At 44.1% G+C, this 4,670-nt stretch carries 3 protein-coding genes; 1 reads left to right on the top strand and 2 read right to left on the bottom strand.

All coding sequences use genetic code 11. The features are described 5' to 3' along the window. The first annotated feature begins 24 nt into the window (after nt 1–24). On the top strand, nt 25–2,223 hold the full coding sequence (locus tag ACMJ0U_RS07130) for a DUF5686 family protein (protein ID WP_417129184.1): 2,199 nt from the start codon (nt 25–27) through the stop codon (nt 2,221–2,223). 16 nt (nt 2,224–2,239) lie between these two features. Here the strand turns inward: ACMJ0U_RS07130 and lysA are convergent, their stop codons facing one another. Together lysA and ACMJ0U_RS07120 are read right to left on the bottom strand one after the other, a co-directional pair. After that, nucleotides 2,240–3,400 (bottom strand): diaminopimelate decarboxylase, encoded by a 1,161-nt coding sequence (gene lysA, locus ACMJ0U_RS07125; RefSeq protein ID WP_417129183.1) that lies wholly within the window; start codon nt 3,398–3,400, stop codon nt 2,240–2,242. 108 nt (nt 3,401–3,508) lie between these two features. Continuing rightward, the coding region (locus tag ACMJ0U_RS07120) for an aspartate kinase (RefSeq protein WP_417129181.1) at nt 3,509–4,670 on the bottom strand (1,162 nt) is incomplete at its 5' end.

The raw sequence follows: 4,670 nt of genomic DNA, 5'->3' as shown, positions 1-4,670 counted from the left end.
TAAGGGGTTTATTATATATTTGCTATGGATATGCGAAAACTGAAAGGCTTATATGCGGCTTTGTGGGGCTTGCTGGTGGTGTGTTTGCTCAGCGGCTTTCCGCGGAGAGGAATGGCTCGTGACAATGCTCCGGCCCTTCTGGAAAAGCCTGTCGTGGCCGATTCTATTTTGGAGCATATGTTTCATTCGGCTTCCATCTATTCGCATGAGGTGAAGGGATACAAAGGGGACTTGTATCTGAAAGGTCATTTGAAAGTGCATAAGCAGAACCGGATTATTAGATATGTGCCTTCCATGTTTCGTCTGGAGAAGGGAGTAAATGATTATTTTCACGAATCAATTAGTGAACTTCAATATACGGCTCCTGCAATTATTGACCGGAAGGTAAGAGCTGTATCTTCGACTTTTTCCAGTAATAAGGGACAAATATTTGATATAATAGATTACATGAAGTTCAATATTTATGCCCCTTCTTTGATGGGAAACAGAATTCTTTCACCTTTGAACAGAAAGGCGCTGGTACATTATCGTTATATGCTTGAAGGGATAGAGCACCGCTTGGGAGGAGAACTTTATTGTATCCGCGTGGAACCTCGCTATCGGAGTACGCAACTGGTAGAAGGTTTTTTGTGGCTTTCTTCTGCTGACTGGACTATTCGGAAAATGAATCTCAGGGGACGTTATGACCTGATACATTTTCAGTTGAACATGCAGATGGGGGAAGAGGAGACGACGAAATATCTTCCCGTATTGCTGAATCTTGATTTGAATTTTAAGTTCCTGAAAAATCACCTGGAGATGAAATATACGGGGTGGATGAAATATTCATCGGTTGTTTATCGTAAGCCGGGAGAGGAGTGGATTGTTAAGAAAACGAACGATCACAATCTGTCGAATTCTTATACCTTGTCGTGTGATACAAGTCGGTTGGTCGTGGAACGCGATTCGTTTAACCGTATCCGTCCGATTCCTTTATCGGCTTATGAAGATTCTCTTTATCGTTCGGCGGACGAGCGTCGTCTTCAGCGTGAGGTGGATACGATAAATGTGGAGCCCACAAAACTGAAGAAGAACATGGTGTTTCTTGGTCAGTTAGGAGATGCCTTGATTAGCAGTTATGACATAGATATGTCCAAGGTGGGAAGCATTAACTGTTCTCCGATTATCAACCCGTTGCTGGTTAGTTATAATCATCGGAACGGAATATCCTACCGTCAGGTGTTCAAGTACAATAAACTTTTTCATGACGGACGCTTGTTGCGTATTGCTCCTCAGATAGGTTACAACTTTACGAAAAAAGAGCTTTATGCCAAAGCGGATGTGGAGTATATCTACAATCCACGTAAGCTGGGCTCTATTGAGATACATGGAGGGAATGGTAACCGGATTTATAGTAGTGTGGTGCTTGACCAGCTAGCACAGATTCCGGACAGTGCATTTACATTTGATGGGCTGGAACTGGATTATTTTAAGGATGTATATGTGGATGTGTCACACAATATAGAATTGTGCAACGGTTTGAAATTGGGCACGGGTATAGCGATGCACTGGCGATATACAAAGAGTACGCCGGAGGTAGAAGCACGTGTGCGTTCCAGTTATAATAGTTTCGCTCCCCGTATCCGTCTGGAATGGACACCTGGTATGTATTACTATATGAATGGCAATCGAAAGATAAATGTAGGTTCTTATTTCCCGACTTTTATGCTGGATTACGAACGGGGTGTCAGGGTTTTAAAAAATTCGGGAACATACGAGCGTATCGAAGGTTCGGTAGAGCAGGTTATCCGTCTGAAGAATGTCCGTTCATTGGCTTATCATGTAGGAGCCGGTATGTTTACTAACCAGTCGGACATGTATTTTGTGGATTACGTACATTTTGCTAACCTGAACCTTCCTCAGGGTTGGAATGACGACATCGGAGGTACGTTTCAAATGCTGGATGGCCGTTGGTACAATGCTTCCAGTCATTACATTCGGGGTAATATGACCTTCGAAGCACCTTTCATTCTTTTGTATCCGGTTACCCGCTTGTTGTCGTTCATACAGAAGGAGCGTATTTATGCCGGTATTCTTTTCATGCCACACCTGAATCCTTATTTGGAGTTCGGTTACGGTTTTGCCACCCATTTGTTTGATGCTGGTATCTTTATCGGAAATGAAAAAGGTAAATTTACCTCCGTGGGATGTAAATTTACCTTCGAGTTATTCAATAATAAATGATATTTTCGCGTGATGTTTACACCAGTTCGTCTGATATGTATCCTTGTGGAAGCAGACGACAGTTGTATCCTGAAGCCATGATTTCTCCATAGGCTCCCGCAGAGCGCAGGGCAATCAGGTCGCCACGATGTACCTTGTTCAGGTCGATAGCCTTTCCGAACACATCAGATGATTCGCAGATTGGACCTACCACATCGTATGTTTCTACAGGTTCCTCAGAGGTCAAGTTTTCTATCTTGTGATAAGCCTGATACAGGGCCGGGCGGATCAGGTCAGTCATACCTCCGTCTACGATGGCAAACTGCTTGTTGGTACCTTGTTTCACGTAAATTACTTGTGTGATGAGGCTGCCACACTGGCCTACTACAGCACGTCCTAATTCAAAATGAAGTGTTTGTTGTGGACGCAGGCGCAAGTGCTTGTGATATGTGGCAAAATATTCCGCAAAGTCAGGAATTGGCTGGCGGTTGGGGTGCGCATAGTCAATACCCAGGCCACCTCCCACGTTAATATGCTCTACGATAATCTGGCGGGCAAAGAGTTTTTCCTGTAACTCGTTTACGCGGTTACAGAGCGCCACAAAGTCGCCCATGTCCAGAATCTGTGAACCAATGTGGAAGTGCAGTCCTACGAACTTCACGTTTTTCATTTCCAGGGCCAGGTCAATTACGCGGTCCATGTCTTGTATGCTGATACCGAATTTATTCTCTGCCAGTCCGGTAGTGATGTTGGCATGTGTATGAGCGCCTACATCTGGATTGATGCGGAAAGCCACGCGGGCAATCTTGTTCTTTGCTGCAGCCAGCCCGTTGATAACTTCCAGTTCAGGAATAGACTCTACATTGAAGCAGAAAATGTCATAATCCAGTCCAAGATTGATTTCCTTGTCTGTTTTTCCAACTCCGGCATATACTATTTTGCTGGCAGGGAATCCGGCCTTGATGGCAGCTTTGATTTCGCCGCCGCTTACGCAGTCAGCTCCTAGTCCGCTTTCACGGATGATGCCTAATATTTTAGGGTTGGCATTGGCTTTCACCGCATAATGTACACAGAATTTATTGTATTTTCCAGCTTCCTCCTTGATTTTGTCTAAAGTCTCACGAAGCAGATTCGTATCATAATAGTAAAATGGGGTTTCCAGTTTCCGTAACTGTTCTATTGGAAATTTAGCTTTCATAAAACGAGTTTAGTTGTGATTGTTGTTATATTAGAAGAATAAAAAAGGCGGTGATGCGGTTTTTACTGACCGTATCCTCCGCCTTTAATTATTATAAAAGGTTGCCTTTTATTTCTGGTTGCCGTTGAAAAGCACGTTGCTCAAAGATTGCAGAGCCTGCTTCTTGTCCGATTCACGAATCAGGAAAGAAATGTTGTAGTTGCTTCCGCCGAATGAAATCATACGTACCGGAATCTCACGCATTGCATCCAGAGCTTTAGCTTCGAAACCTACGTTTTCCCATTCCAGATCACCCACCACACAAACGATGCACATGTCATGGTCTACCGTTACCGTACCGTATTTCTTCAGGTCGTTTACGATTTCATTCAAATGCTTCGTGTTGTCAATTGACATTGATACACCCACTTCAGAAGTACATACCATGTCAATCGGAGTCTGGTAGCTTTCAAAGATTTCAAATACCTTGCGGAGGAAACCGTGAGCCAGCAGCATACGGCTTGACTTAATCTTGATAGCCGTGATGTTATCTTTGGCGGCTACTGCCTTGATTTTACCTTTTTCCGTATCGTTAGAAATCAATGTACCCGGAGCTGTCGGTTCCATGGTGTTCAGCAAACGTACCGGAATGTTGGCATATTTAGCCGGCTGGATACAAGTAGGATGCAGAATCTTCGCACCGAAGTAAGCCAGCTCAGCAGCTTCTTCAAAGTGAAGCTGGCGTACCGGAGAAGTCTTGTCTACCACGCGCGGGTCGTTGTCGTGCATACCATCGATGTCTGTCCAGATCTGGATTTCAGAAGCATTGATGGCAGCTCCAATCAAAGAAGCCGTGTAGTCACTTCCTCCACGCTGCAGGTTGTCGATTTCACCGTATGCGTTGCGGCAGATGAATCCCTGAGTAATATAGATTTCATATCCTGGGTTAGCTTCCAGTTGTGCCGACAACTTTTCGCGGATGTAAGTCAGGTCCGGTTCGCTGTTCTTGTCAGTGCGCATGTATTCCAGTGCCGGAATCAATGTTGCGTTTACGCCCTGCTCGCACAAGTAGTTAGTCACCATGTTGGTAGAGATGATTTCTCCCTGAGCCAGGATGACTTTTTCTTCAAATAAAGTAAATATGTCTTTCGTGTAAGAACGAATGTAATCGAATACAGATTTTACGAAATCCAGTGTCTTCTGTTTATATTCTTCGGTAGAATACAATTCATCAATGTGCTGTTTGTATTTTGCTTCCAGTCTATTGATGATTTCATTTGCACCTTCTGGA

The sequence above is a fragment of the Phocaeicola sp. genome (genome assembly GCF_048170425.1).
In the GTDB taxonomy this organism is placed as follows: Bacteria; Bacteroidota; Bacteroidia; order Bacteroidales; family Bacteroidaceae; genus Phocaeicola.
This window is presented reverse-complemented; position numbering and strand designations above follow the sequence as displayed.

Coding starts and splice junctions, on each gene's coding strand:
- ACMJ0U_RS07130 (WP_417129184.1), top strand. CDS start 25: ATGGATATGCGAAAACTGAAAGGCTTATATGCGGCTTTGTGGGGCTTG.
- lysA (WP_417129183.1), bottom strand. CDS start 3,400: ATGAAAGCTAAATTTCCAATAGAACAGTTACGGAAACTGGAAACCCCA.